This window comes from Brevibacillus reuszeri, assembly GCF_002897295.1.
Taxonomy (GTDB): Bacteria; Bacillota; Bacilli; order Brevibacillales; family Brevibacillaceae; genus Brevibacillus; species Brevibacillus reuszeri_A.
Genome location: NZ_BEXF01000021.1, coordinates 58249 through 84812 on the forward strand (window position 1 = coordinate 58249; position 26564 = coordinate 84812).

Sequence of the window (26564 nt, forward strand, 5' to 3'; positions counted from 1 at the left end):
TTTATTAGGGCTATTTGCCTTAAATAAGCATAAGGAGTGACGAGAGTGGGAGAGATTTTCAGGGATCGAAATTTTCGCAGGCTGTTCTTTTCTAATTTGTTTTCGGGGTTTGGTCAGGGGATGACCATGATTGGGATATCGTGGTATCTGGTAGAATCGACGGGCTCAGCCAGTTTGCTTGGCTCTACCATGCTTTTTTCCTCCATATTGACGCTGCTCGTTGGACCTTATTCGGGTACGTTGATTGACCGTTTTTCGCGTAAGACGATTCTACAATTGGAACAGCTGGGTGGCTTCGCAGTACTGGCGCTTTTGGCAGTTTGGGGATTTTGGGGGAGTTATCACGAGTGGATGCTGGTTCTGCTTTATATGGCGACGTTATTCATGTTTCAGATTCATGAGCCAGCACAGGCTGCCTTTGTGCAGGAAACGTTTCCTCCCAAGCATTACAAGGCGATCAACTCTTCACTGGAGATTGAGAATCAAACAGCATTGGTCTTAGCGGGAGGATTCGCGGGAATTATTTTGGGGAAATTCGGACTGCATGTGGTACTGCTGTTCAATGCTTTAACGTACTTGATTGCTTTAATGTTGCTGTCAGGAATCGACTACGTCTTTACCCTGGGCAAGCAAGCGGAGAAATCGCCGCGTACGTCTTGGGTAGAGCAATTTTATCAAAGCTGGGTTTATATCAGGGAGCGAAGAGGATTTATGATCTTCGGGGTGTCTGCTCTGGTGCCATTCATAGCTGTTATGCTGGCGAATTTGTTGAACCCGATTTTTGTGAGTCAGGTTTTGCGAGAAGATGTGAAGATTTATTCGCTTGGTGAGGTGACGTATTCGATTGGCGCCGTAGCAGCTGGTATCATGCTTGCCTGGTTTAGTAGAAAGCTCGGAGCTTTTTCGTACATGGTACTGAATTATGTGTTCATGGCGATTGTGTTTGTTTTGACTATCGCTATACCAAACGGGTGGGTGTTTGTACTGCTGTCTGCTTTTATCGGGTGGTGCAATGTTTCAACCCGGCTGATCCGACAGACCTTGTACATGGAGCTGCTGCCCAATCGCTTTATGGGAAGGGTCATGAGCTTTTTTAAATCAATCGGCACGCTGATGAGACTTTTGCTTCTGTCTCTGTTCACAGTCATGCTTGACTCTACGGGAGCGCAAGTAGGATACGTTGTGCTTGCCAGCTTTTTAATCATGGCTGCTCTCGGAATTGTCTTTTCTATGCGCCTGTTGCTGAGACAGGTAGACAAAGCTGAGACGGTGACAGGTCAGGGGTCTGCAGAGTAAACGGAATAGGTGGGAGATTATCCACGCTAGAATAGCTCCTCTTCAGGGAGGTTTCTTTTAGGTAAAAAGCGCCTCGATGGGCGCCTTTTCCTAGTGTATTATTTTCGTTTGGCATTAGCCAGAAACTCATCCAGATAAGCTCTGACAGCATCGGGATTGCCAGATACGCTGGCTTCTCTAACCTGATCCTTTGCTAGCTTGTCCAAGGCTTGGGTGAGAATCTCCTGTTCTATCGATTGTGGGATGACCACGAGACCGTCCGCATCTCCCACGATCATATCGCCTGGCGAAATGCTGGTACCTCCACACGAAATAGGTACATTAATTTGGCCCCAACCTGCTTTACCACTGGCGGCGACAGTCGTTCCTTTGCAAAACACGGGGAAGTCCAGCTGCTTGATTCCGATGATATCGCGGATGACTCCGTCAACTACGATTCCCTGAATACCGAGCGTTTTGGCGAGGCCGACAATAAAATCTCCAGCAATCGCCCGATAGGTGTCGCCCTTTGCATCGATCACAAGCACATCGCCAGGCTGAGCTTCCCGGATAGCCTGCAATACCGTTAGATTATCACCAATTGGCATTTGCACAGTGAATGCTCGTCCGGCAATTCGGTACTCTTCTTTTAGCGGCTTGATGCTGCTATCCATGTTGGTCAGCCCCTGAAGCGCATCAGAAATGCACGTCGTAGGGACGTTTTGGTACTGGGAAACGATAGTGGACATAAAGAACCCTCCTTTATTTGTAAAGTTTGGAATTCTAGTTATGTCCATTATACGATACGCTGCATTTCATAGAGGCAACAAAAAAGCCAGGGATTAGTTCCCCTGGCTTTACTCCATTCAGCGTTACTGTTTCGGACTTACGAGAATTTTCACCTGATTTTTCTCTTTCAACAATGCTTCAAATCCATGCTCCACGATATCGTCCAGCTTGATTCGTTGGGTGACCAGCTTGTCCGCTGGGAAGAAGCCTTTTTCCATCAGGCTGATTACAGCAGGGAACACGTCACGATAACCGATGATGCCCGTCATGTTGCGTTCTTTCATGACGATGTGGTTCGGTTTGATCGGCGCTTCTCTTTCAAAGATGCTGACGATCATGATTTGTCCAGCAATTTTGGTGGATTCGATGGCTTGAGTCAGGACTGGTGGTACACCGGTTACCTCAAACGCGATGTCGGCACCGCCGTTTGTGCGGTTGTGAATTTCTTGAACGACATCGTATTCTTTTGGATCGATGACGATAGCACCCAGCTCTGCTGCTTTTTGTTTACGCTCTGGAGAGAGCTCAACAGCATAAATTTCTGCCGCACCAGAAGCTTTCAATGCTTCGATAACGAGCAAGCCGATTGGACCTGCACCGAATACGACTGCTTTATCGCCGACTTTCAGCTGACTGGAACGAACGGCATAAAGAGCGACAGCAGATGGCTCGACGAGAGCACCTTGCTCATAGGAGAGGCTGTCCGGAATTTTGTGGACCATATGCTCATCAGCAGCAACGTATTCGGAGAAGCCACCGCCGCCACCTGCCAGACCGAGGAAGCCCATTTTATCGCAAAGATTGTATTTGCCTTGTTTGCACGCCGGGCATGTACCGCAGGAGAAAACTGGTTCTACAACGACGCGATCGCCAACCTTGATCGAGGTTACACCTTCCCCGATTTCTACAACTTGTCCGGAAAATTCATGTCCCATTACGATCGGCGCTTTTTCACCTGTCAGTGGATGAGCTGTACCTTCAGGAATGAAAATTGGACCTGCCACGTATTCATGCAAATCGCTACCGCAAATACCGCACCATTCTACTCGAATTTTTACTTTTCCTTTGAGGGCCTGGGGCTCCGTAATCGTTTCCAATCGTAGGTCTTTCAAACCATGCCAGCGCAACGCTTTCATAACGGTCATCTCCTTGTTAGGCTTGAGGATTATATATGAAATTCAGCAAGAGAAATAGGAAACGTTTCCGAAATAAATATGTCATAACTTTGACATATTGTCAAACCGATATATGCGTGGAAAAAGTCAAAAAATGTGCTGCTTGCGGATGCTTCGTAGGCGTACAGCCAGCTTTGCGATCAGGTCACGGAGATATGGTATAATTATGTATAGAAAGCTAACTTTGGATCGGAAAAACAGAAAACGATTCCGAGAAGGAAAGGATCTCTACAATACGATGAAAAATAAAGTAACGATTGAAGACGTAGCAAAACGAGCGGGCGTAGGGATTGCTACCGTATCTCGTGCCATTAATGACAGCGGAGGAATTAGCCCCAAGACAAAAGCGCTGATTTTGGAGGTCATCGAGGAGCTTGGCTTTACTCCGAATACTTCTGCGCAAAGTCTGAAAATACGTCAAACGTATCAAATTGCACTTGCCGTACCGGATATTCGCAATGCGATCATTCCGGAAATCTCCTGGTCTGTAGAGCAGGCAGCCAAGCAGCACGGCTATCGGGTCGTGCAAATCAACACGTCTGGGAATGCCCGGACTGAGCTTGAGACTGTACGGGAAGTCAAAAAGCTGCATGTGGATGGGCTCATTATCATGCCGCTTGCCTATCCGAAGACGTTGGTTGATTTGATTAATAAAGCAAGTGTTCCGGTTTCCATTATCAATTATGGAAAAAAGCTTGATGATCATGTGAAAGCAGATGTAGTCAGCCTCGCTCGTCAGGAAGGCCGCCTTGTCATGGAGCATTTGATCAAAATCGGGCGAACACGGATTGCCTATGCAGGCGCACCCAAGGACAAGATTGAAGAACGATACTTTGCCTACGAAGGGTCTTTGGCGCATGTCGATCCTTCCCTGGTTTATTTCGGTGAGGACTTTTCCTTTGAGACGGGCCTACGTGCTGCTGATTACTTTTTCAGCCTGAAAAATATGCCGGACGCCATTTATGCGGTCAATGACATGGTGGCGATCGGGATCGTGAATCGGTTCAAGGAGCTGGGAGTCCGTGTCCCTGAGGATGTAGCTGTAGTAGGCATCGATAACAATTTATGGACGACGATCACCACTCCGCAAATCAGCTCGGTTTCGATTATGGGGGATGAAGTGGCGCGTCTGGCTACTGAGCTTTTGTTGAAGCGGATTCGCGAGCAAGGGTCAGGGGCTTATGAGCGCGTTCAGTTCGAACCTCGACTGATTGTCAGGGAATCAAGCGTGGCGGTTATTCGTAAATCGCCATTGGAGATGTAAGGAATGCTAGATTGCGTAGGGTACTGGCTGTCGATCATGTCGGCGGTCTTTTTTATGTGCCTGTCTTCTCTAAATGACATTGATCCAGATAATCCCAGGTGTATATAATGGGGGTAATTTACATGAGAGTGAGTGATGATCATGAGAACAGCTGTCATTATGGTCCATGTTAATTTTGCAAAAGGGCAGGGGAGATGACTGCTTGGTAGGCTCTCTTCCATGCCACTAGGAATCACGTGGGAGGGAATTTTGTGAGTACGACTGAACATTCATTTGATCAACATCTATCAGGTCCACCTGCTTTTTCGTCTCTGCAGGAATATATAGCTTGCAAGGATGACATTCACTTCTGGTGGCCGTATGTGGCTACTATCCTCGAGCGTCATGGTCTGGAGAAAAAGGGTCAGGGGCTTCTAGCTGGGCTCGGCGGGACGTATCCGACCTTCCTCCATGGGGAGGTAGTCATAAAACTGTTTGGTTATATACGGGCAAGCGAAAAGTCATACGAAGCGGAACGGGCTGCGCAGCTGTTGCTCGCTACTGACCCGGAAATTGCGGTGCCTCGATTGGTCGCAGGAGGCCGACTTTTTGAAGATGCTCATAACCCATGGTCTTATTTGATTACCACGCGAATGTCCGGGGTCACTTGGCAGTACGCTAAGCTCAGCGGTGAACAAAAGCTTAGGATGGCGCAGGAGCTTGGATGCCAGATGCGCAGAGTACATTCGCTGAGTCCTTCGGGTATCGTCACACATGATGACTGGTCGGGTATGGAGGTAACCAGGGCTATTGAAAAAAGCTCGCTGCCTGCCCATCTGGTTGCACAGGTAGACGAATACCTTGCGGGGCTTGGTCCGTTCGACAATGTCTTTGTCCACGGAGATGTGATGTTTCGCCACGTTTTCGTCGAGAATGGACGTCTCTCCGGGATTATCGACTGGGGCGATGCGATGGTGACTGATCGGCACTATGAGTTCGCCAAACTCCACCTCGATCTGTTCAATTGCGACAAGTTGCTGCTGCGAGCGTTCCTCGAAGCGAGCGACTGGCCAATGACCAAGGATTTCGCTAAAAAGGCGATGGGAATGGCGCTCTACCGACAGGCACATGGACTCGTCCAGCATTATTCTATGGATGTCTTTTATACCTTGCCGGCTCTGCTCCCGTTGCAAGACATTGCGACGCTGGATGAGCTGGCGAACGTGCTCTTTGCAGTGTAGTAGCTAAGCTGGCAAACGATCCGAGCGAACTCTTTAGTATTTGGCCGGGAATCAAAAGACCCTGATGAAGAACCTTTTTAATGGTTTCCATCATCAGGGTCTCGTTAATCAATTGTTTAAGTTCTTTCTAGTAGAACTTTTAGTGTAGAATCAATGAAATTCGCATCAGTCGGATTCAGTCCAAAACCAGCTAAGTGTCCCCAGATCGATTCAATCGGCTGAAAAGTAGCATTCGGGATGAGGCTCGTCTCGTATTGGCTGTCTTCCGCGGTGAAATATAGATCAGTCCTCACAGGCATCACGACGGTTCGTGCCTTTATGCTGTTCAAAGCGAAGGCAAAGTCCCCATCATACAAGGGATTTCTGCTTATATCAGCATGCTGCCAAGTCCACATCATAGCGAGCAAATCATTCGCATCTGATTGAAAGAAGCTCTCCTCCCAAAACGACGAAATAAAATCCGAAAGAGAAGCGTATCCCAGCTCTTTAAAGCATTCTTCCCGGTAAAAGGCTTGTGAAAATCCCCAGCTCGCATAGACGCGCCCCAAAGTACGCAAGCCCAGCTCAGGTGGTGCTGTGTACATACCTTTATTCCACGCAGCATCTGCTTGCAGAGCAGCTCTTATGCCCTCGATCATGACCGAGTTGTGAGGCCAGGTCTTGGCCGTCCCCGCAAATGGAGCCAATCTCTCTACCATATCTGGATAGCTTGCTCCCCATTGAAAGGCCTGAATCGCCCCCATCGACCATCCGGTTGCTAAAACTACTTTCTTGACCCCAAACCTCTCTGTCAGCAGCCGGTGCTGCAGAGCGACATTATCAAAGATCGTGACGTTCGGAAAATTCGCCTTGTCAAAAGGACTTGCTGCGTTGCTAGGAGATGAGGATAATCCATTCCCGAGCATATTTGGAATCACGATAAAATATTTCTCCGGGTTTAGCGCCTTATTTATCCCAATAAGCCATTCATTTTGGTAATGCTGATCTCCAAATGAGGTAGGGAAAACGATGACGTTATCCTTGGTTGCGTTGAGTGTACCATACGTTTTATAAGCTAAAAATGCTTGTGGGAGAGTCTCCCCTGACTGCAAGCCAATATCTCCTAATTCAAAAATGTCGTAATCCATCTGCTTTCTCCCCTTTGTATGCTAGTTCAGCTTCAACTGTAAACGTTCCAGTATAGGGGAAGGTCAAGAGGGTTAATCGGTTATAATGCAAGAAAACGTGTGAAAGAGGTTGGCGCATGTTTAAAATCAGTGATTTTTCCCGATTGAGCCGAGTTTCGTTAAAAACGCTGCGTTTTTATGACGATATCGGCATCTTGAAGCCAGCGAAGATCGATAAAGAGACCGGCTACCGTTATTACTCAGCGGATCAATTACTTACTCTCAATCGCATTCTTCTATATAAAGATTTGGGATTTACTCTGCAGCAAATTCAGCAGCTGCTGAGAGAAGATATTTCGACGGAGAACGTTCGAGGAATGCTTCGGAGAAAAGAAAGTGAAATTCAACAGCTGCTCGAATTGGAGCGCGAGCGACTTAGTAAAATACAAGATCGATTGCTTTTGCTCGAGCGAGAGGGAAGGGTAGAAAAGGAACAAGAAGTGGTCATGAAAAGTGTGGAAGCGCAAAAAATCATTTCATTTTGTTCGCATGGTACGGTGGAAGAGATTCCGAAGCTGTTCCATACGCTAGGACAACTGGTAGGCAAACAAAAAAGACAGCTGCTCCCACAGATGGTTATGTGGAAAGAATCGGAGAGCAGCGAGGCGGAATTTGAATTGGAGGTAGCCTATTCACTCAAGCAGGAGATTGCCGTCTCCTCTGACATCCTGAATGTGCGCTTGCTGCCTGAGGAGCCGATGATGGCAACGCTGTTACAACGGGTAGACCCATTTGTTCCTTCTACGGCCTGCATTGATTTAGCCAAGTGGCTGGAGGACAATCACTATCGAATAAAAAAGGACCAGCCTGGGAGAGAAGTATATGTACAATCACTCGAAGAGAATGGAGGTACTTTCGTCGAGGTTCAAATTCCGATTGAATCCAAGAGCTGAAATGAATTTCCCAAAAACGGGTAATTACCGAAATAGACCACAGATTTACGGGTTACGAATATTACTACGAGCAATTCAATCCGTCCTACACAGAAGGAACCCCTTGGCATGTGATTTGCAAAGTTTTATTCCCGACTAGCAAATCCATGTTAAAGGAGATATTCGCATGCTAAAACCAGAGTACACGATTCTACCCGATTATGCGCCATTGTATCCGCAGGTTCCGTATCACTATAAAAATTATGAGAAAATCAGTGTTTACTGCAGGGGAAATCGTGAGGCGATCGAGCGGTTTTTGCCAAAGGACTTTGAATTTGTATCGGATATTTTCGAAATTTTCGTGTTGAAAAACGAAGTCATTGAAGGACTCGATCCGTATTCTGAGGGTGGAATCGTGATCCCATGCAAATATAAAGACCTTGTTGGAGCATACATGGCCTACGAGTACGTCGATACCGACGAAGCGCTTTGTGCAGGAAGAGAGATTTGGGGGTATCCCAAGAAGCTGGCTGAGGTAGAATTCAAACGCGAAGAGGGCTACGCACAAGGAAAAATCATTCGCAAGGGCAAATCCATCATTGATATTGCGCTCACCTTTGAGGACGTCGAAGTAAATCCGCCGAATCTGTTTCCACGGCTCCAGGTTAAACGGATGCCACGTGCCGACAAGTATGGCATGGATATGGATCAAGTCATTCTAAATGAATTTGTTGATTCCGTCATCCATACACGCCAAACCGGAACGGCCAAAGTGAACTGGGAGCATTCCAGCTATGATCCAATCGCGGATCTAGGGCCTGTCGAAGTATTGGGCGGTGTTTTTGTCATAGGCGACTTTACGTTGACGTATGGGAAAATCATTGAGGACAAGGTGCAAGTAGTCGCAAAATAAGCGGAGAGGCTTATGAAGTGGCGCAGGTCGTTGCTTTTCTGGCGTCAAATCGGGCATCCTTTGTCACCGGAAGTGCTTATGGTGTAGATGGTGGCAGATTGGCAAGATAATAGGAAAACAAACGTTAGTTGGATCGATTCAGGAAGCAGCGGCAGAATAAGGACTTTTCAATAAAGTCTGAGACTGCCGCTTTCCTTTTGCCCATAAAATCATGTGTCTTTTTCCAAAGTGATTCATAGCATATAACATTCTCACTATAAGCATCTGAGAAAGGAGTTCTCTTTTGGAAAAGACAAAGCTAACAGGGCGAATTGTTACGCCTGATGATGCTGATTATGAGCTTGCCAGAACCAATAATAATTTGAGCGTCCCTAAATTCCCGAAGATCATTGTATTTTGCCAGGATGTAGATGATGTCGTGAATGCGCTGAAATGGGCGAGGGAAAATCAAGTGCCGTTTCGAATAAGGAGCGGCAGGCATAGCTATGAAAATTTTTCGCTAGTAAATGGCGGTCTGGTTATTGATGTCAGCGAGATGAATAAAATTACTGTCAATCGCGAAAACATGACAGCAAAAATAGAAGCTGGAGCCGGTCTGGGGAAAGTATACAATGAACTATGGGAATTTGGTACGACGATCCCGGCGGGTACCGAAAGCAGTGTCGGTCTTGTGGGCCTTATGCTCGGTGGAGGCATTGGGATGCTGTCACGGCTGTTCGGACTTACTTGTGACAATCTGCTTGAAGTCGAAATCGTAATAGCGGACGGAGAAAAAGGGGCAAAACTGATTCAGGCAGACAAGCATCACAACAGTGATCTGTTTTGGGCTTGCTGCGGCGGTGGCGGTGGAAACTTTGGCATTGTCACGTCTCTTACATTCAAGGTGCATGCCATTTCCAAGGTGTCCATTTTCTCGATTACGTGGGGGTGGGAAGATCTCGAAGCGGCATTTGACGCCTGGCAGCATTGGGCACCTACCACCGATTTACGCCTTACCTCAGAAATTGAATTACGTGTAAAGGAAGCCAATCGAATTATTGCGCAAGGTGAATTCGTCGGTCCAGCTTCAAGTTTGCGGGCACTGATTCGACCGTTAACGGACACTGGTTCGCCAACAAGCGTATTCATAAAAGAAGTTCCATATAAAAAGGCTTTCCAATTTTTTGACGAGCCTGCTGGAAACGTGCCAGCTCACCGTAAGAGATCCGGGTCCTTTCTAAAAAAGCCTTTCCCGATGAAAGCGATCTCGACAATGAAGCATTTTTTGGAGAAAGCCCCAAATGAAAGATCTGCAATCTGGCAGCAATCTCTTGGAGGAGCAACCCGGCAGTACTCACCAACTGAAACCGCTTTTTTCTATCGGGAGGCCATTATCGCCCAGGAGTACCTCGCTACATGGAGCGAACCTGATGAAAAACAACAAAATGTACGCTGGATCGAAGAATTACGAGATGCCTTAAAAAAATATACAACGGGCGACTACGTGAACTGGCCAGACCTGCTCATTAAAAATTGGCCAAAGGCGTACTATGGCGAAAACATAAAGCGACTTCAGGCAGTGAAGAAAGAATACGACCCAACCAATGTATTCTCGTTTCCGCAGAGCATTCCACTTAAGACGGATGATAAAAAAAGTGCCCATCTCCGATGAGATGGGCTTTGCTGTAATCATATACGGAAGGTTGTCGCCATTGGAGGGGAAGACCTGATCAGCGAACGTTCTCAAGCCAATACTCATACTCGCTGTCTATGGCCTGTCCCATATGGAAGTAGTTATCCCAGTTGTCCTCTATATGATAAATACTGGGATCACAATCGAACTGCTCCATGAAGTGATACATATATTCCTGATACTCGCCGCTCTCCAGATTGCAGTAATAATAGTTGGCGAATTTGTTTCCTTCCTCATTCAGCAAATCTATAGCCAGTACGCCTCCTAATTGACGATATAGCTGCGAGCTTGTCAGCTTTCTTTGCTTGAAATCCTCGATGTGATGGGAGTAGTGGTGGAGAGCATCTGCACTGTACATTTCATGATCTACAATCCAGCCCAGAAAAAATCCTGTAAAAACATAGGCTTGTTCCCGTGGCAAATCCGTAGGGAAATCGCCCTCGTAATGATACTTCGCTTTGTCATACACGGTATTGGTGGAAAGGGTATCGCTCATCCGTTTTCTCCTTAGGTTGTTTAATGGTGGGTTTGTTTTATAAACTTTCCATATTGTTACATTCCGTTATGGTTGATTTTTTCCTTCAAGGTGTGGCTATACATCTCCTATTTATAGTGATGGTGAAATGTTTATAATATTATTAATTATGCAATTATAATGATTGCATCCTAAAAGACGAGAGGTGATAGACAGCATGGAAGATCTGAGAGTGCTATCAAAGCAATGGGAGCAAATTTTTTCGGTTATTCGCGAAGGGGTCTTGGTCGTTGATTTGGATTTACGGGTCACCTATGTGAATGAAGCCGTGCAAAATATCGGAATTTACCCGGAGAGAGTGATTGGAGAAAACATTTTTCAAGTCTTTCCGAATCTGAAGCAGGAGCACAGCCACTTTGTGAAAGTATTGGCTACTGGCCAGCCGATTACAGACAAGGTGCTTACCTTTGTTACCTATCGAGGTGAACGCAAGACGACGCTCACCTCTACTTTTCCTCTCTATGAGAATGGGGTGTTGACCGGCGCTTTTGAAGTGTTTCAGGATATTTCCGCGATAGACGAGCTATCCAAAAAAATCGTGTTTTATCAAAATAAAGAACGCCGGGTCGATCCTCAAAACAAGAAGCATGCTGTGAGTTCTATGTATACCGTTGATTCCATCATTGGAAATAGCCAAGCGATAGATTCGCTAAAGGACAAAATTTCCTTGATTGCGGACAGCTTCTCTCCAGTACTGATTTATGGCGAGACAGGAACGGGCAAAGAACTGATTGCTCAATCCATCCACACCGCTTCTGCAAAGAAAACCGCTCCGTTTATCGCCCAAAACTGCGCAGCCATCCCTGAAAGCCTGCTAGAAGGCATCTTGTTTGGTACAGAAAAAGGAGGGTTTACAGGAGCGGATAACCGACCCGGACTTTTTGAGCTTGCGAATGGCGGGATTTTATTTTTGGACGAGATTAATTCGATGCCGCTTTCTCTGCAGGCCAAACTACTGCGTGTCATTCAGGAGAAGAAAGTGAGACGGGTCGGCGGGCAAAAAGAAATCGATATCGATTTTCGTATTGTAGCGGCAACCAATGTGAATCCAGAGGTGATTTTGCAAACGGGTGAAATGCGCTCCGATCTATTCTACCGCCTCAATGTCATTTATCTGGAGCTGCCGCCTTTGCGGGAGAGAAGGGAAGACATCCCGCTGCTCATCGATCACTATATCTCTTACTATAACGAGCAATTTAACAAAAAGGTGCTGGGTGTCAATCAAGAGACGATGAGCTTTTTTATGGAGTACACATGGCCCGGGAATATCCGTGAATTGCGCAACATGATAGAGAGAGCCATGAACATGCAGGAGGGAGAGGTCATTCAACTAGAGGATGTGAACCTGGGAGCGCTGTTCGGTGTTTCCTCCATGTTGCCCGCCACCATGCCTGCTGAAAGCCGAAAGCAGCTAGGCTCACTGAAAGATGCTCTGAAGGAAGTAGAAGTGGAAATGATTAAGCAAGCGCTTATGGATACGAATGGGAATGTCTCAAAAGCTGCACGCAAACTAGATATTCCACAGCAGACGATGAACCACAAAATCGATAGATACACACTGCGACCGTTGATTTATCAGATTAAGCTAAGCGCTACTCAAAAATGAGTAACTACCAAATGTTTTGCTAGATAAATAGGTAATTCTAGCGTAAGTCCCCCTATGCATTTTGTGAAATCAGGGGCTTGGGGTTGGCATGACTGTTGCTTTATTTCTCCTGTAAGAAGGGAGGAGCTGAGAAGAGCAGTCTACCTGTCAAACGAATGGTGACTCATGAAAAGGATGCGGGGGTGTAGGCATGAATAGTTCTCTTCCTTTTGTCGGTTGGTTTCTGTATGTGATTGTTCCAGTCTCTACCTTGATCATCACTGCGGTGATTTTACTCATGATTAAAAAGAGGGAGGAGCCCACGAAATGATCGCTACTTTTATTGTTTATCTCGTTCTCGTTTTCCTTGTTGGCTTGTTTGCGGAACGCTATATATCCAAGAGCGAAGAGGGATATTACCTTGGCGATCGCAACTTCGGGCCTGTAGCGACTGCAATCAGTGCGGGGGCGACAGATACGAGCGGCTGGATTTTTATCGGAGCAGCCGGTTACTCGTATGTTGCGGGAATCTCGACGATGTGGATGCTGCCTGGATTTGTCGTAGGCTATTTTATTAACTGGTTTGTAGTAGCACCGCGTTTGCGAAGGCTGGGGACCGAATACAATTGCCTGAGTATCCCCGACTTTTTCGAAAAACGTTACGGCTCCAATTTATTGAAAATTACGTCAAGTGTCATTATCGCCATCTTTTTTATCGCCTATATGGGCTCGCAATTAACAGCAGCAGGCAAAGCTTTTCATACGATTATTGATATTGATTACAACACAGGACTGATTTTTAGCGCGTTTTTTGTACTTGCCTACACTGTTTTTGGCGGGTATCGCGCAGTTGTTTGGACGGATGTGATTCAAGGCTTCATCATGATCATGGTTCTGGTCACCTTCCCGATCTATATGATTATCAAGCTAGGGGGATGGGAATCGTTTTTTGCCCAGCTCGGACAGCTTGACCCAGTGTTGTTGACGCCCGCCGGAGGATCAGTTGGCGCTGCGGCTTTTGGTATCATCGTGGGACTCGTAGGCTTCGGGCTGGGGGAACCGGGACAGCCGCATATTATTCAGCGCTTTCTCTCTGCCAAGGATGACAAGAGCATCCGCGAGGGCACCTTTATTGCCATGGTATGGGTTATTATTGTGATGATGGGCTCCAATCTGCTCGGCCTCATCGGACGGATTCTGACTCCAAGTCTGACTGATCCCGAGTATGTATTTCCTCAGCTCGTCATGGAGACGATGCACCCTGTCGTGATCGGAGTAGTTTTAGGAGCCATTTTTGCAGCGATTCAGTCAACCTTCTCCTCCCAGCTGATGGTGGCTACACAGTCACTCGCCAGCGATCTTTTGCGCAGTATTTCCAAGCGTGAGTATAGCAATAAACAGGTCATTACGATCAGCAGAATCACCATGGTCATTCTATCGATTCTCGCAACCGGACTTGCTCTTATGGACATCCAAGCAGTGTTCACCCTCGTGCTATATGCCTGGGCAGGATTGGGTGCCAGTTTTGGTCCGTTGATTATACTAGCACTCTATTCCAACGCCGTTACGAAGTGGGGAGCTTTCTGGGGAATGATCTCTGGGACTGTAACCGTTGTCATTTGGAAAAGTACGCCTTATTCGGTGTATCTCTATGAAATCATTCCGGGTATGCTCGTCTCCACCATCGTGATTCTGGCTGTCAGCAAATGGACTTCAGCTGCGAAACGTGAGTCAATTCCAGACCATGCGGAGACCGGTATGATGAATCGATAAAAGAGGGGATTCGAAAATGAACACCTATGTAAAAGTGCATGGAAACAATATTCCGATTCAAGCGCCGTTAATTCCAGACCCTTTTGTACCATATACGTGCAAAGGATATCGTTCCGTATTCGCTTTATGTGAGGCAGATGAATCTGTCATTCGCAAATATTTGGAGCCGACGCCATTTGAATATGTAGTCAATCAGTTCATCGTGACAGTGAGTGATTTTAGCAATTGCGACAAAGTGGCTTTTATGGATTGCGCGATTGTCATTCCCGTGAAGTATAAAGATCGCTATGGCGGTTACTACCTGTTCGAGTATGAAAATGACGATTCTGCCATCGCAGCAGGTAGAGATTTGTGGGGGTATCCGAAGAAATATGCCGACATCAGCTTGCGGGAAGAGGATGGAAAAGTGAGAGGCCAGGCGATTCGAAAAGGAAAGGTCATCGTAGATATTGAGTGTAATCTGGCAGCAACTATACCGAATCTCGTCCAACCGCAGACGTATCCGCATCTGAATTTGCATGTTGTGCCGAAGCCAGATGGCAAGGGGATCGCTTCCATGAAGATCATTTCCAGAGATACGTCCCCCGATTTTCAGCTTATTAGTGAGAAGCTGGGGGAGACGACGGTGAACCTGCAAGGTCTGCCCACCGATCCGTTGGATGAGCTGCAGCCAGTAAAGGTACTTGGCGGAGGGTTGATCATCGGAGATTTTTACGCGACAGAAGAAAACGGCTGGGGACATGTGATCGAAACGTTGATTTAGAGAGACGGACGAGATGGTGAAGGTGCGTGTAAGCAAGCACCCGATGGGGCGTTCAGAGGAAGTGCTTATGCAAGTCTTTTCCTAGCGAGCGATGAGTCATATGGTGGTTGTACGGCGCAATAAAAGGAGCTGCCCCGCTTTTCACGAGGGACGCTCCTTTATGTACACAACCATTCAACTACTTCACAAATTCGACCTTGTAGCCTTTTTGCTTCAATTGGTCGATGATCATATCCTTCAAGACAAAATGTCCTGCGCCTACCACTACAAAATAGGTGGACTTGCCTTCTTTGTCGAGCAAGGCAGCTATTTTGGTCGCCATGTTTTTGTCTCGTTCCCCAAACAATCGTTTTGCGCTGTCGCTTTCTACGAAATCCTGAGAGGAAGTAAAGGATTGGGTAAAGCCTTCTAAATCACCTTTTGCCCATTGCTGCTGCCATTTGGTAAATTCACCAACGTTATTTTGCTGCGCAGCCGTAGGATTCAAAATGGCATCAAGTGCGTCGTTCAATTCCTTTTCTTGAATGTTCATCGGAACGTTGTTAAAGACGTCTGATTGAAGCTTCAGACCTTCGAGCTCTTCAATCGGTTTATCGGTAAGCAATGCGCTTTGCAGGAAATACATATCGACACCCAGCGTAGCGGCTTGGTTCATATCTTCTGGTGAGCTAACAAGAGAGGACATGGACAGACTGGTGGTGATTGCCCACGGCTTTAGTGATTCAAAAGCTTGCATCGGAAGCTCCAGCTTATCCGACACCTTCTGAAGCTTATCATAGGTTTCTTTGGAAATATGATCCTCCAAGGTCGTGCCATCCGTCAGCATCATGGAGTCTGTAAAATATTTCATGTCTTCTGGTTTAGGGGATGCCAGGTTCACTTCGACAAACAAGGAATTGGATGCTGCAAATGCGTCCCTGACCTCTTTGTGCAGCGGGTACATGTCGGAAATCCCCAAGTGAATGGAGCCGAGCAAATAGAGCGTATTTTCGCCCTTGGTCGCTTTCCAGAGAAGTCCTTTTGCTCCGGCCTGGGCAGTATCATACGCATAGGAGACGAGTCTGCTTGCGAGTACAGCAGCTTGTTCCGTGGTGCTTGGCTGATCCAGCTCAAGGCCACGAGGGGTTCCCTGAATGATACCTTTCTTTTGGAGGTACTCGTTTGCCGAGTATTTATCAATCTCAAAAGCTTGCGGCAATTCGTACTGCGTTAGGATAGCGTATAAAGTGCGAGTGACTGTTTCTCTCGTAATCGTTCCTGTTGCTCGTGACGCGGGAAGGGTTCCCTTTTTGTTCAGTCCCAAGGCATCCAGTTTCTTCGTTGTATCTGCCACTAGCGCTTGGAACTTGTCTGCGGTTATCGGCTTTTGAAAAGTCCCGTCATAATACCAGGAAAGTGGGAATATGCCGTATTTTTCGCCTTCGTGTAAGGTTGGAATCGACCACTGGCTAATCGAAGGAGCTGCAGGGACCTCGTTTGCTTGTACTGTATAGACGCTTCCCAGTATCGTCGTTAGACCGAGGACACCACTGGCAATCAGGCGACTAAGGCTGCTCCATTTTCTAAGTTTCATGCAGAAATCTCCTCTCTTGTAAAAATCTCACTCATTATAGCTTACTCTTGAGATTATAACAAACAGATATAGGAAAAGACGGATTTCTGTGATGAAATGAAGAGTGGTCAATTTGGGCATGAAAAAGCGCCAACAGGATTGCTGGCGCATATCTCCTACACTTTAAATTTGGCGACGAGTGTCTGCATTTCTTCGGCCACTTTTGAGAGGGAAGCGGCAGATGCAGCGATTTCTTCCATAGAAGCCAGCTGCTCTTCTCCAGATGCGGCCACACTTTGCGAATGGCTCGAAGATGTTTTCGCAATCTGATTGACTTCCTCCATAGATAACGTGATTTGCTTACTGTTAGCGGACAAATCGAGAGTCGTATTGGAAACATCCTGAATTTGCTCAGCAACCTCGCGTAGTGTGAGCAGAATCGTTCCGAATTTTTCCTCGGTAGAATGAACGATTTCCAAGCCTACACGAACCTCATCCTGCACCTGATTCATAGATGAAGTGGAATTGTTCGTGTCTGCTTGAATCTCGATGATGAGATCCGAAATTTGCTGGGCTGATTGCGTGGATTGCTCCGCCAGCTTGCGGACTTCATCGGCTACCACAGCAAATCCACGTCCATGCTCTCCCGCGCGTGCGGCTTCAATAGCTGCATTGAGGGCTAGTAGATTCGTCTGATCCGCGATTCCGCGAATGACATCAATGATTTGCCCAATTTGCTCAGAGCGTCCATTCAGCTTGGTAATGAGCGTGCTGGAATTTTCAACGGTTGCCTGTATCCGTTCCATTTGTCCAACCACCTGCTGCAACGATTGGTTGCCTTCTTCGGCTTGTGCTGAGGAGGTTTGGGCTGACGCGGATACTTCCGCACAGTGGTTGGCGATGGTTTGGATCGATTGCTCCATCGTTTTTGTGGTGTGTACGGCTTCTTCAGAGTGCGCGGTTTGTGACTCGGAGCCACTCGCTACCTCTTGGATGGCAATGACGATGTGCTCTGTTGCTTTGGAGCTTTGCTCTGCACTGGCAAAAAGCTGTTCGGATGAAGAAGCTACCTGATGGGAAGTAGCAGAAATTTGTCCAAGCAGCTGACGGATGCTGCCAACCATCTGCTCGAAGCCTTTGACCAAGGTGCCGATTTCATCCCGATTTTTTACTGTAATAGGGTCTACCTGCAAATCACCTTGGGCAATTTGTTCGGTTTGTTTGGCTAGCAGACCAAGCGGACGCGTGATGCTTCTCGTAAACAAAATAATAATTGTGCCACCTGCGATTATGGCAGCAACAAGTGTAAGAATCAGGCTGCGTAACACATCCTGTGCAGGTAAGTTGAAGTCCATGTAATACGTAGTAGCGGTAATGGCCCAGCCCCATGTCGAGTCAAACTCGGTGTAGGCGATTTTCGGAAGCATCTTGGTTTCGTCATCAGGCGCGTACCATTCTGTATCCATGAAGGCACCACCAGTTTTGCTCAGCTCAATATTTTCCTGGATTAGATAACGCCCAGAGCTATCCTGTAAATTCCAAAGATTTTCTCCCTCACCGTCCGGAGCGGCAACCTGGTTTCCTTTTTCATCATAAATGTAAATGTATCCGTATTTGCCCAAGTTTACGTTTTGATTAACCGGGCGCGTCCCGTCGGCATTTTTTTCTCCCAGAATCGCTACTTTTACTCTTTCCTGAGCCTCTGCCAGGTCAAGTCGGCCAGCTTTTACTTCCTGATCCAGCTGGTGAATCAATTCAATCGTCGTACGGACGGAGTTTTTCAGAGTAGTCTTGCCCAATTCCTCCATAGACGACTTGCCTTGTGAGTATCCAATAAGTCCAATGATCAAACTAGGAATTAACAAAATCAGAAAACAGATCGTAAGCAGTTTACTGCGCAAATTCATGTAATCCCTTCCCCATAATTTTGTCTTTACTTCCCATTTCCCTGTGTAAAAAGAATCGAAACCATCGCATTTGAGGATGCATGGGGCGATTTACTATTACTTTGATTCAAAAGAAAAGGATGCACTTAACGCTGGGGTGTTTAATTGAGGGGTAAGGGATCTATTCCTATTCTTTTACCTCATGGGTATTGGTGATGATCACCTTGACGCCATGGCTCTCGATTTCCTCCAAAGCCTCTATACTTGCTTCATTACTCGTTATTAGTAGATCGATAGCGGTGATTGGCACTACTTTTACAAAGGAATCTATTCCGAGCTTTTCATGTGACGCTAGACAAATCGTCTTTCTGGATATTTCGACTACTGCACTGCCAAGCGAAGCGACTTCGGGAGTAGAAGTGCTTACACCATTTTTCGAGATGCCGCCTCCCGTAATAAAGCATTTGTCCAAAGTAAACTGCTTCATGAATGTGTAGGCGAGTGCATCAGTAATGCTCCCTGATTTTTTTAATTTGCCACCTACTAGGTACACATCGATTGATTCTCTGTCTTTTAGAGCGTCCGCTACTTTTATTGAATTGGTGACAATGGTAAAAGCAAAGTCGGGAAGAAACGCGATCATCGCGTGATGAATAGACGCACTTCCGATATATACAGTATCCTTTTCCTGAATGAGAGAGGCTGCATATTTAGCGATGGCTTGTTGCTGAAGAGAAGGCTCTTGGTAGCGCAAAGCAGAAGGGAGAGGAGCAGATCTGACTTTTGTTGCGGGAATGGCTCCTCCATGTGTGCGTTTTAGCAACCCTTTTTCCTCCATAATGGTCAAGTCTCTGCGGATGGAGTCAATCGACATGTCAAAGAGGTCAGCCAAATCTCTCGCTAGAACGCGTCCGTCCATTTGGAGAAGCTCGAGGATTTTATCACGTCGTTCATCTGTGAACAAAAAAATCGCCTCCTTTAAGAAATGTATCACCAATGCTGATACCATTTTATTCGGTTATATTCCGTTTTGTCAATTTTATATCACTGCATTGTGCCGTTTTTATCTTTTTTTATCCGTTTTATTTAAACTGTGATTTTTTCATGAGTAAGATGGCAAATCAACCAATAATTAATTATCAGAAAGATATAATAAATAAAATCAATTTGGACAAATTGTAAAGATGCTGAAAATAGACGTAAAGATTGTGCAAACGAATCACGGCAATATCCTTGATAATAAATAGAATAGAGTCGGAAGATGCAAAAAGAGAGGATGGATCATGGATGAGCGGTGCTTATTGGTTAACCAATGTTCGCTTGGAAACAGGGTATCATCGGGAAAACGGTATCGTGATCGGGACAGAAACAGCTTTGTTTCACCTTTTGATTAAAGAGGGAAAGTTTGCATCCATTGTTCCTGCCACCGAAATTTTGAAGGATGGTCTTGAACAGAGGGATGCAAAAGGACGATTAGCGATCCCTTCCCTGATCGAAAAGCATGTCCATCTGGATAAAACGCTGCTGGGAGAAGAATGGCGAGCAGTCATTCCGGCGGCGAATGTCATTGAGCGATGCGAAATCGAAAAGCGTATTCTGCCAGGGCTGGCGACGTCAACAAAGGAGCGTGCTGAAAATTTCCTCGCCCTCTTGCTCTCTTATGGCTCCACACATGTTCGGACGCATGTAGATATTTATCCAGAAGTCGGCATCTCCAATCTGCATGGGGTCAAAGAAGCTCTGGCTACCTTTGAAGATCGTCTGACTCACGAAATCGTTGCGTTTCCACAGCATGGCTTGCTGCGCACCAAAGCAAAGGAGCTGGTGAGGGAAGCACTGCGACAAGGTGCTACACATGTAGGTGGCGTAGACCCTGCAACTGTGGACGAGGATATCGAGGAATCGTTGTATCAGATGGTCGATATGGCTGTAGAAGCAAAAGCAGGCATCGACCTTCATCTGCACGATATGGGACACTTGGGAACTTTTACGATGAAACGTTTGGCTGCCATGACAGTTGATGCTGGCTTGCAGGGTAAGGTGGCCATTAGTCACGCGTTTGCTTTAGGCGATATTCCTGTGAATGAAGCGGAAGAAATGGCGGCGATTTTGCGTGAAGCGGGCATTAGCATTATTACGAGTGTGCCATATTTTAGAGTGATTCCGCCAGTTCCGGTGCTGCACAAAAATGGCGTAGAGGTAGCGGTCGGATGTGACTGCGTGTTTGATTCCTGGCAGCCTTACGGGAATGGGGACGTGCTGGAACGTCTATGGCGTCTGGCGGAGCGTTCTCGCTGGCTGGACGAGCTTTCTCTATCCCAATCGCTGCAATTTATTACTGGTGGCAAAACAACGCTGGATCTGGAAGGCAAGCAGCTGTGGCCAGCTCCTGAGGATGAAGCGAGCCTACTGCTTGTTGAGGCAACCTGCACTGCAGAAGCCATTGCCCGCAGAGCGAAGCGGAGCGCGGTATTTTTCAAAGGTAGCCTGGTTTCTGGACAAATGTAGTCTTCAAAATCGTTGGAAGGCAATAGATCGGCTTCACTTATTTTCATAGAGAAAGGATGTACGAAATAGATGTCTACAGCCTATTGGATTTCAAACGTTCGCTTGGAGAGCGGCTATCGTGTGGAAAATGAGAAAGTGGTGGCGACCAATACCGAAACCGCTCAATTGTTGATCGAGGATGGTCGTATCGCGCAAATTGTATATGGACACATGCCACAGACTGAGCTGCCTACGCAGAATGCAGGGGGACTATTGGCGCTGCCGTCTTTTCGCGATATGCATATTCACATCGACAAAACGTATTATGGTGGTCCGTGGAAGGCGGTCACCCCGGTTAAAAATTTGCTGGGACGTCTGGAAGAAGAGAGCAAGCTGATGCCGAAGCTGTTGCCAACGGCACAGGAACGTGCGGAAAAAATGCTCGATTTGCTGTTGGCGGCGGGTTCCACGCAGATTCGTACTCATTGCAATATCGATCCTTATATCGGATTGAAAAACCTGGAGGCGACACTGGCTGCTATGGAAACCTTTAGCGGCAAGCTCCAGTGTGAAGTAGTAGCATTTCCACAGCAAGGTCTTCTGCAAAGCAATCAGGTGGAGAACATTCGCCAAGCTTTGAAAATGGGGGCTACTTTTGTAGGCGGGGTCGATCCGGCAACCGTAGATCAAAATATTGAAAAGTCACTGGCGACGATTTTTGAGCTGGCTGTAGAGGCAGATGCGCCGATCGATGTTCATTTGCATGACCCGGATCACTTGGGAATTTTCACCTTCAAAAGACTTGCGAAAATGACAGAGGAAGCAGGCTGGCAAGGACGTGTAACGATCAGCCATGCACTTGCTCTGGCAGATATCAGCTTGGCAGAAGCGGCGGAGGTGGCAGAGATGCTGGCTGGACTCGGCATGTCCATTACCTCGACCGTGCCAGTCAATCGAGTGACGATTCCGATTCCGCTTTTGCATGAAAAGGGCGTATCCGTATCGCTTGGTGACGACAGTATCACTGATCACTGGTCCCCGTTTGGTCGCGGAGACAGCCTGGAAAAAGCGGGAGTCTTGGCGGAGCGTTTCCGTATGCAGGACGAGCGTTCCCTGTCACAGGCGCTTGGATTCATCACGGGTGGCAAAACACCGCTCGATAAAGAGGGGAATCGCATGTGGCCAAATGTGGGGGACGAGGCGGATATCGTCTTCGTCCATGCTACATCTTCAGCTGAGGCAGTGGCACGGAGAGCGAAGCGTCAGGCAGTTATGTTCCGTGGAAATGTCGTGTCGGGCGAGCTGTAAGACGACAAAAATAGATAGTAGAAGAGGAGGTAAAACCACTTGGGTTTTAGCCTCCTTTTTCTTGTGTTCAGGACTGCTCAATCATAATCGGTAAGCTAGTGAGCGTAAATCCGTGCTTCAGGAGGTGTTCCTCCGGTCGAAAACCAGATGCGAAACGGATGCTGGGAAATCTGCGTATGAAGGAGCTGAGCGCAATCTGTGTCTCCAATCGTGCTAATGGAGCGCCGAGACAGAAGTGCTCACCATTCCCGAAAGTCAAATGATCGCGGCTATTCTTCCGGGTGATATCAAACTGATTGGCATTTGCGAAATGATCCTCATCACGGTTAGCCGATGAAATCCAAGCAATAATGATGTCGCCTTTTTTCATCGGCGGCCCAAATATGTCAGTATCTTCTGTTACTGTGCGATCCATGCTGGCGGTGAAGCGATAGCGAAGAACCTCTTCAGCAGCCCCGGGAATCAGACTTGGATCTTCGCGCAACTTGGGGTAAATCCCCTCGTCTATAAAACTGTAGAAAGCATTTGTTAACCAGGTCGTAGTTGTTTCATTTCCGGCGCCTAACAGTCCGATCCCTGTATAAACGATCTCTTCGTCTTTCAGACGTTCGCCATCGTATTCGGCTTGTGTCAGGTCAGAGAGGATATCATTTTGGGGATTTTTGCGCTTATGCTGGACCAACGGCAATAGATACTCTGCGAAGGTCTGCATCGTTTGCCCCTTGAGCTTTGTCGTTTCTTCGATTCCTTCCGCATGATGAGGCATGAAAAGAATGTCTGACCATTCCTTGATTTTTGCCCAATCCTGATTGGGAACTCCAAGCAGATCGGCGATTATCGTAACCGGGAGAGGCACAGCAAAATCTTTCATCATATCAATGGGCTTTGACATGTCATCGCTTGCGATTTTGTCGATTAGCATGTCTGCAACTGCTTGGATACGTGGCTTCCATGATTCGAGACTGCGCGGGGTGAAGGCCTTGGCAAGCAAGCCCCGGCGCTTTCGATGCACAGGCGGATCGGAGAAGGAAAGATTGATCCCGTTATCCTGGACTGGAACCGGGATCAAACTGCGTTTGCGTTCGCTTGAAAATGTTGTGAAATCAGAGAGAACACGTTTGACATCATCGTATCGAAAGACATTCCAAACGCGCTGCCCTTCATCGTAGAAAACAGGATGATGGTCTCGCATCTCTTTGTACCAGGGGTAAGGATTCCAGCGTTCTGCATTTGATGAAAGCTTCGAGATTTCGTTTAAAAAGATGATATCCAAAGTGGCCATTCTACTTGTCCTCCTGCATTTACTTGATGAACCAAATTGCTTTGGCAGTCAATGATTGTCACCAGTAATCTGCCCGCCATGGGCAAAGCTTACCCGGTTAAAGGAGAATTCAAATGAACTTTGTTGACCAGCTAATAAATAAAAAAATCAAATTTCGCCTTATCCCGCAGTGGGGATCGTACCTTCGAAAACAATGGGAGAACACATTCGCCAATCATCTAAGCGAGGATGAGAAAAAATCGATATATCTAAATACCAGGGGCGGATATCTATGGCACCTGTTTAGTTATAATAGTAGGGAGCGTTTGGACCGAGACGCCGCCAATGAAGCTTTCGACAACGAAGCAAAAGGCGCGTGCTTTGTGTTTTACCAACATTCCAATGCTGCCATTCTCATCGAGGACGCTTCTCTCTTAAAAGTAGAGGATCTGCAAGGGAAGCGCGATTTTTATACAGATGATATGTATATCATGGATAAAAACGGGGAGTGGACGTATGTTATCACTCACGAAACGGGATGGTGTGGACCGTACTTTTGCCGGCAATCGGATGGCATAAACACTATGGAAAGGACGGGAAAAGATATGCAGATTAAACTGACAAGCGTTTTTGTGGATGATCAGGATAAAGCCCACAAATTTTACACGGAGGTGTTAGGGTTTGTCACCAAAAGAGACATTCCTATTGGAGGAGCCAAATGGCTAACAGTCGTTTCTCCTGAAGAGCCGGATGGAGTGGAGCTACTGTTGGAGCCAAACGGGAACCCTGCCGCTAGCGCCTATCAGAAAGGTATTTTTGACCAAGGAATTCCTGCCACAGCCTTTCTCGTGGATGACGTCCAAAAAGAGTATGAGAGACTGAAGGCACTGGGTGTCGCATTTAAGAGGGAGCCAACGATGGCAGGAGAGGTCACACTTGCGATTCTTAACGATACATGCGGAAACCTGATCCAAATTTATCAGGTCCATGCAACATAGTGGATAAAGCAAAGCCTGATTGCACAGGGATTACGTGTGATCAGGCTTTTGAGTTTTCTAGGTTAAAACGGGTTGCTTTTGGTAGCCCCGAATGATCGAGGTAAGCAGAGCTTTGTTCATCTCCAACTCGTTACGGTTTACCTTGTGTAATAGATCTCTTGTATTATCAGTTGGGAAGTGGAGTGTACGAGTAAAATATTCTTTAAATATGCCCATGGATACGTGAAACACTTTTTCCTCTTCTGATAATGGCTCGTTCGATTCATAGGGGATCGCCTGCAAATTAGGAAAATCCAGAACCTCTTTGATACACTCGATGACTAATTCCTGTGTGGGCGGAGCCGGATTGGATGCGTGGTAGATCGTCTTGTTTTGGGCGTGTATGAGCGCTGCTACCAACACAGAGGTTACATAATCAACGGGAACGAGATTCGTCTGGACGTTTACATCCAACCGTATTCGGTATGCTTGGTTTTGCCAGCCCGATGTGCGGGAGGCTCTTTTTTTGAGGACACATAGACCTTTTAACAATCCATACAGACCAAAATTCGTATCAGCTTCGCCTGTTCGCGAATCACCGATGATGATGGACGGTCTGACGATGACGACCTCCATATTATCGCTATGGGAGAAAACGAGATGTTCAGCCAGGCATTTTGATTCTTCGTAATGATTTACAAAAGATCGTTCCGGACTGTACAGCGCTTCCTGTCCCGTGACTTCTTTCCCCACCGTATAAGCTGTACTTACATAGATAAAACGTCTTGCCCCGATTCCTTCAGCAAATAGCAGTGTGTTTTTCGTCCCGTCTACATTGACTGTAAACGTTTGCGATTTATGGGCTGGATCAAAGGAAAGGAAGGCAGCCAGATGATACACAGCATCTATTTTGTGCTGTACGCGCTGCAGGTCCTGCTGAGTTAAACCGAGCCCTGGAAGTGAGACATCGCCCATCATTATATGTATTTTTGATTTGTCCTTATCGGCAAAGCTTTGCAGCAATTGACTCGCTTTCTTTTCATTTCGTGCAAGCAGGAAAAGGGTATGGCCCTCATTTACTAAATCTTGTGATAGCTTTTTTCCGAGAAAACCAGTTGCTCCTGTTACGAGGATGTTCATTTGATTTTACCAGCTCCGTACTCTTTCGATATAGGGTGAACTTTTCAACTCGAAGGTAGAGATATAAGTGTATCAATATTCAATTATATCGAAGGGAGAGAGGATGTGACGAAAGAGGTTTGAACGATCTGGTGAACGATGAACCTTATTGGCTGGAAAAGCAAGCTTCACTGACCGTAGTTGTCAGGTAAGCAAAGTTATCATAAAGCTAACGATGGATTCCTATAGTGAACAGAGGGAAAAGAAAGGGGCTATTCATGATGACAATGACTGAACATGTAAAATCGATGTATGACTTCCATACGTGGGCAAATCAAACATTGTTTAACCGGCTGAGGGAGCTTCCGGAAGAGGTATACACACAAGAAGTACAGAGCGTGTTCCCGACCGTGGCAAAAGTAATGAATCACATTTACATGGTAGACCACAGCTGGCTCACCATCATGAGTGGCGTGGACATGCGCGAGGCGATGAGTGGTGTAGGGGAATTGGAGAAACAACTGGAGACAAAGAATGTTGTAGAATTGCAAGCCATGTATAGAGAGCTGGCTGAGCGATTTACAGCCTTTTTCGATCAAGAGCCTGACTTGGAAAGAAAGCTTGTTCTCGACAATCCATATGCTAGTATCCGGGATACCAGCCTGGCAGAAATGGTGCTGCAAGTGGTGAATCACGGTACGTATCATCGTGGAAATGTTACGGCCATGCTGCGTCAAATGGGTCACGCTTCTGTCATGACGGAGTATGCAGCTTACTGGTATTGGGGCTAGTGCGGGAATAGAGTCGGGCCGGGAGAATTTTTCTTCTGGCCCAACTTGTTGACAAATGGAAAAATCAGTCCTATAATTATCTTAAATTCAAGATAATCATTTTTAAAGCAATTAATGTTCGCCATCCTACTTCCCCAACCTATCGATTGATCAACAATCGTAAAAAGATGGAGGTACACCA

General features: G+C 46.7%; 23 protein-coding genes and 1 pseudogene. 15 read left to right on the forward strand and 9 right to left on the reverse strand.

Going from position 1 to position 26564, the window contains the following annotated elements:
• Positions 1-45 precede the first annotated feature (45 nt).
• Positions 46-1296, forward strand: a complete 1251-nt coding sequence (locus C3B52_RS26075) for an MFS transporter (protein ID WP_103109300.1) — start codon at positions 46-48, stop codon at positions 1294-1296.
• Between the two features lie 98 nt (positions 1297-1394).
• On the opposite strand, the gene C3B52_RS26080 is transcribed toward C3B52_RS26075, so the two are convergent.
• Positions 1395-2024, reverse strand: a complete 630-nt coding sequence (locus tag C3B52_RS26080) for an RraA family protein (RefSeq protein WP_103109301.1) — start codon at positions 2022-2024, stop codon at positions 1395-1397.
• Positions 2025-2147: 123 nt separating this feature from the next.
• A complete protein-coding gene (locus C3B52_RS26085; protein ID WP_103109302.1) occupies positions 2148-3200 on the reverse strand; it encodes a 2,3-butanediol dehydrogenase in 1053 nt (350 codons plus the stop codon).
• A gap of 277 nt (positions 3201-3477) precedes the next feature.
• Between C3B52_RS26085 and C3B52_RS26090 the strand changes: the two genes are divergently transcribed.
• Together C3B52_RS26090 and C3B52_RS26095 are read left to right on the forward strand one after the other, a co-directional pair.
• Entirely contained in the window at positions 3478-4503 is a 1026-nt protein-coding gene (locus C3B52_RS26090) for a LacI family DNA-binding transcriptional regulator (protein WP_103109342.1), read from the forward strand.
• Between the two features lie 251 nt (positions 4504-4754).
• Positions 4755-5723, forward strand: a complete 969-nt coding sequence (locus C3B52_RS26095; RefSeq protein WP_164684933.1) for a phosphotransferase family protein — start codon at positions 4755-4757, stop codon at positions 5721-5723.
• Positions 5724-5839: 116 nt separating this feature from the next.
• Here C3B52_RS26095 and C3B52_RS26100 read toward each other — a convergent pair whose 3' ends face one another.
• The gene (locus C3B52_RS26100) at positions 5840-6850 is read right to left on the reverse strand and encodes an alpha/beta fold hydrolase (protein WP_103109304.1); all 1011 of its coding nucleotides are present in this window, start codon (positions 6848-6850) and stop codon (positions 5840-5842) included.
• A 116-nt stretch (positions 6851-6966) separates the two neighbouring features.
• Between C3B52_RS26100 and C3B52_RS26105 the strand changes: the two genes are divergently transcribed.
• From C3B52_RS26105 to C3B52_RS26120, 4 genes are all read left to right on the forward strand, one after another.
• Entirely contained in the window at positions 6967-7782 is an 816-nt protein-coding gene (locus tag C3B52_RS26105) for a MerR family transcriptional regulator (protein ID WP_103109305.1), read from the forward strand.
• A gap of 166 nt (positions 7783-7948) precedes the next feature.
• On the forward strand, positions 7949-8674 hold the full coding sequence (locus C3B52_RS26110) for an acetoacetate decarboxylase family protein (protein ID WP_103109306.1): 726 nt from the start codon (positions 7949-7951) through the stop codon (positions 8672-8674).
• A complete protein-coding gene (locus tag C3B52_RS26115) occupies positions 8671-8784 on the forward strand; it encodes an SDR family oxidoreductase (protein WP_103109307.1) in 114 nt (37 codons plus the stop codon). Before C3B52_RS26110 ends, C3B52_RS26115 begins: the two co-directional genes overlap by 4 nt.
• Positions 8785-8957: 173 nt before the next feature.
• Positions 8958-10325, forward strand: coding sequence for an FAD-binding oxidoreductase (locus C3B52_RS26120; protein WP_103109308.1), 1368 nt, complete (start codon positions 8958-8960; stop codon positions 10323-10325).
• 58 nt (positions 10326-10383) lie between these two features.
• Here C3B52_RS26120 and C3B52_RS26125 read toward each other — a convergent pair whose 3' ends face one another.
• Complete coding sequence (locus C3B52_RS26125) at positions 10384-10842, reverse strand: DUF7832 domain-containing protein (RefSeq protein WP_103109309.1); 459 nt, start codon at positions 10840-10842, stop codon at positions 10384-10386.
• A gap of 196 nt (positions 10843-11038) precedes the next feature.
• Here C3B52_RS26125 and C3B52_RS26130 point away from each other — a divergent pair, with 196 nt between their 5' ends.
• The 3 genes from C3B52_RS26130 to C3B52_RS26140 all read left to right on the forward strand — a co-directional run bounded on the left by C3B52_RS26130 (position 11039) and on the right by C3B52_RS26140 (position 15002).
• A complete protein-coding gene (locus C3B52_RS26130) occupies positions 11039-12487 on the forward strand; it encodes a sigma-54 interaction domain-containing protein (protein ID WP_103109310.1) in 1449 nt (482 codons plus the stop codon).
• 306 nt (positions 12488-12793) lie between these two features.
• Positions 12794-14239, forward strand: a complete 1446-nt coding sequence (locus C3B52_RS26135; protein ID WP_103109311.1) for a sodium/proline symporter — start codon at positions 12794-12796, stop codon at positions 14237-14239.
• Positions 14240-14255: 16 nt separating this feature from the next.
• Positions 14256-15002 (forward strand): acetoacetate decarboxylase family protein, encoded by a 747-nt coding sequence (locus tag C3B52_RS26140; protein WP_103109312.1) that lies wholly within the window; start codon positions 14256-14258, stop codon positions 15000-15002.
• Positions 15003-15180: 178 nt separating this feature from the next.
• Here the strand turns inward: C3B52_RS26140 and C3B52_RS26145 are convergent, their stop codons facing one another.
• The 3 genes from C3B52_RS26145 to C3B52_RS26155 form a co-directional block, all read right to left on the reverse strand.
• Positions 15181-16575, reverse strand: coding sequence for a TraB/GumN family protein (locus C3B52_RS26145; RefSeq protein ID WP_103109313.1), 1395 nt, complete (start codon positions 16573-16575; stop codon positions 15181-15183).
• Between the two features lie 155 nt (positions 16576-16730).
• Positions 16731-18461 (reverse strand): methyl-accepting chemotaxis protein, encoded by a 1731-nt coding sequence (locus tag C3B52_RS26150; protein WP_103109314.1) that lies wholly within the window; start codon positions 18459-18461, stop codon positions 16731-16733.
• A 166-nt stretch (positions 18462-18627) separates the two neighbouring features.
• Positions 18628-19404, reverse strand: coding sequence for a DeoR/GlpR family DNA-binding transcription regulator (locus C3B52_RS26155; RefSeq protein WP_103109315.1), 777 nt, complete (start codon positions 19402-19404; stop codon positions 18628-18630).
• A 323-nt stretch (positions 19405-19727) separates the two neighbouring features.
• On the opposite strand from C3B52_RS26155, the gene C3B52_RS26160 reads away from it, so the two are divergent.
• Positions 19728-20948: an amidohydrolase gene (locus tag C3B52_RS26160; protein ID WP_103109316.1), complete on the forward strand. Its 1221-nt coding sequence runs from the start codon at positions 19728-19730 to the stop codon at positions 20946-20948.
• Positions 20949-21017: 69 nt separating this feature from the next.
• Entirely contained in the window at positions 21018-22235 is a 1218-nt protein-coding gene (locus tag C3B52_RS26165; RefSeq protein WP_103109317.1) for an amidohydrolase family protein, read from the forward strand.
• A 67-nt stretch (positions 22236-22302) separates the two neighbouring features.
• Here C3B52_RS26165 and C3B52_RS26170 read toward each other — a convergent pair whose 3' ends face one another.
• A complete protein-coding gene (locus tag C3B52_RS26170; RefSeq protein WP_103109318.1) occupies positions 22303-23517 on the reverse strand; it encodes a cytochrome P450 in 1215 nt (404 codons plus the stop codon).
• A 113-nt stretch (positions 23518-23630) separates the two neighbouring features.
• Here C3B52_RS26170 and C3B52_RS26175 point away from each other — a divergent pair.
• Both C3B52_RS26175 and C3B52_RS26180 read left to right on the forward strand, forming a co-directional pair.
• Positions 23631-24041: pseudogene (locus C3B52_RS26175) on the forward strand (DUF4275 family protein); the annotation flags it as partial.
• A gap of 60 nt (positions 24042-24101) precedes the next feature.
• Positions 24102-24494 (forward strand): VOC family protein, encoded by a 393-nt coding sequence (locus C3B52_RS26180; protein WP_103109343.1) that lies wholly within the window; start codon positions 24102-24104, stop codon positions 24492-24494.
• A 57-nt stretch (positions 24495-24551) separates the two neighbouring features.
• On the opposite strand, the gene C3B52_RS26185 is transcribed toward C3B52_RS26180, so the two are convergent.
• Complete coding sequence (locus C3B52_RS26185) at positions 24552-25613, reverse strand: SDR family NAD(P)-dependent oxidoreductase (protein WP_103109319.1); 1062 nt, start codon at positions 25611-25613, stop codon at positions 24552-24554.
• Between the two features lie 266 nt (positions 25614-25879).
• On the opposite strand from C3B52_RS26185, the gene C3B52_RS26190 reads away from it, so the two are divergent.
• Positions 25880-26383, forward strand: coding sequence for a DinB family protein (locus C3B52_RS26190; protein WP_103109344.1), 504 nt, complete (start codon positions 25880-25882; stop codon positions 26381-26383).
• The last annotated feature ends 181 nt before the right edge of the window (positions 26384-26564 follow it).

Coding starts and splice junctions, on each gene's coding strand:
- C3B52_RS26080 (WP_103109301.1), bottom strand. CDS start 2,024: ATGTCCACTATCGTTTCCCAGTACCAAAACGTCCCTACGACGTGCATT.
- C3B52_RS26085 (WP_103109302.1), bottom strand. CDS start 3,200: ATGAAAGCGTTGCGCTGGCATGGTTTGAAAGACCTACGATTGGAAACG.
- C3B52_RS26090 (WP_103109342.1), top strand. CDS start 3,478: ATGAAAAATAAAGTAACGATTGAAGACGTAGCAAAACGAGCGGGCGTA.
- C3B52_RS26100 (WP_103109304.1), bottom strand. CDS start 6,850: ATGGATTACGACATTTTTGAATTAGGAGATATTGGCTTGCAGTCAGGG.
- C3B52_RS26105 (WP_103109305.1), top strand. CDS start 6,967: ATGTTTAAAATCAGTGATTTTTCCCGATTGAGCCGAGTTTCGTTAAAA.
- C3B52_RS26110 (WP_103109306.1), top strand. CDS start 7,949: ATGCTAAAACCAGAGTACACGATTCTACCCGATTATGCGCCATTGTAT.
- C3B52_RS26125 (WP_103109309.1), bottom strand. CDS start 10,842: ATGAGCGATACCCTTTCCACCAATACCGTGTATGACAAAGCGAAGTAT.
- C3B52_RS26130 (WP_103109310.1), top strand. CDS start 11,039: ATGGAAGATCTGAGAGTGCTATCAAAGCAATGGGAGCAAATTTTTTCG.
- C3B52_RS26135 (WP_103109311.1), top strand. CDS start 12,794: ATGATCGCTACTTTTATTGTTTATCTCGTTCTCGTTTTCCTTGTTGGC.
- C3B52_RS26140 (WP_103109312.1), top strand. CDS start 14,256: ATGAACACCTATGTAAAAGTGCATGGAAACAATATTCCGATTCAAGCG.
- C3B52_RS26145 (WP_103109313.1), bottom strand. CDS start 16,575: ATGAAACTTAGAAAATGGAGCAGCCTTAGTCGCCTGATTGCCAGTGGT.
- C3B52_RS26150 (WP_103109314.1), bottom strand. CDS start 18,461: ATGAATTTGCGCAGTAAACTGCTTACGATCTGTTTTCTGATTTTGTTA.
- C3B52_RS26160 (WP_103109316.1), top strand. CDS start 19,728: ATGAGCGGTGCTTATTGGTTAACCAATGTTCGCTTGGAAACAGGGTAT.
- C3B52_RS26165 (WP_103109317.1), top strand. CDS start 21,018: ATGTCTACAGCCTATTGGATTTCAAACGTTCGCTTGGAGAGCGGCTAT.
- C3B52_RS26170 (WP_103109318.1), bottom strand. CDS start 23,517: ATGGCCACTTTGGATATCATCTTTTTAAACGAAATCTCGAAGCTTTCA.
- C3B52_RS26180 (WP_103109343.1), top strand. CDS start 24,102: ATGCAGATTAAACTGACAAGCGTTTTTGTGGATGATCAGGATAAAGCC.
- C3B52_RS26185 (WP_103109319.1), bottom strand. CDS start 25,613: ATGAACATCCTCGTAACAGGAGCAACTGGTTTTCTCGGAAAAAAGCTA.
- C3B52_RS26190 (WP_103109344.1), top strand. CDS start 25,880: ATGACTGAACATGTAAAATCGATGTATGACTTCCATACGTGGGCAAAT.